Raw genomic sequence first — 630 nt, forward strand, 5'->3', positions numbered from 1 at the left:
GCGGCTACTACCCGGCCCTCGTGGCCGAGGCGGTGGAGGCCGCGGTGGGCGACGCGGACGTTCGCGCTGAGGACGGAGAGGCCCTCGGTGGCGACCACGACCGGTTCCAGCGAGACCCCGACCACCTCGGGATGGTCGTCGACCAGCCGGGACAGCCGCAGGAGCAGGTCCTCCAGGGCGGGCGTGTCGACGGGGTCGCTGCCGCGCCAGCCGAAGAGCAGTGGCGCCGTGCGGATGCTGCGGATCAGTTCGGCGGCGTCGCGGACGGTGGCGGGGACGAGTCGGTGGGCGGTGTCGCCCAGCAGTTCGGAGGCGACCCCGGCGAGCCCGAAGGACAGCACGGCGCCGGCGGCCGGGTCGATCACGGACCGGACGACGGTGTCCACGCCCCGCGGGACCATGGCCTGCACCACGGGCTGGAGCTCGGCGGGTCTGCCGAGGGCCTCGGTGAGCTCCTCGTACGACCGGCGCAGCTCGCCCTCGGTGGTCAGGTCCAGCCGTACGCCGCCCAGGTCGGCGCGGTGGCGCAGGTGCGGGGCGGTGGTCTTGAGGGCGACCGGGTAGCCCAGCCGCGCCGACCTGGGCGGGGTACGGCTGGACCTGACCACCGAGGGCGAGCTGCGCCGGTCG

The 630-nt window shown here is 75.6% G+C and carries 1 protein-coding gene; it reads right to left on the reverse strand.

Annotation, left to right across the window (positions count from 1 at the left end; translation table 11 throughout):
• A partial coding sequence (locus EF918_RS36505) for an acetate--CoA ligase family protein (protein ID WP_260611034.1) occupies window positions 1-630 on the reverse strand: 630 nt, incomplete at both ends.

Source organism: Streptomyces sp. WAC06614, assembly GCF_003949795.1.
In the GTDB taxonomy this organism is placed as follows: domain Bacteria; phylum Actinomycetota; class Actinomycetes; order Streptomycetales; family Streptomycetaceae; genus Streptomyces.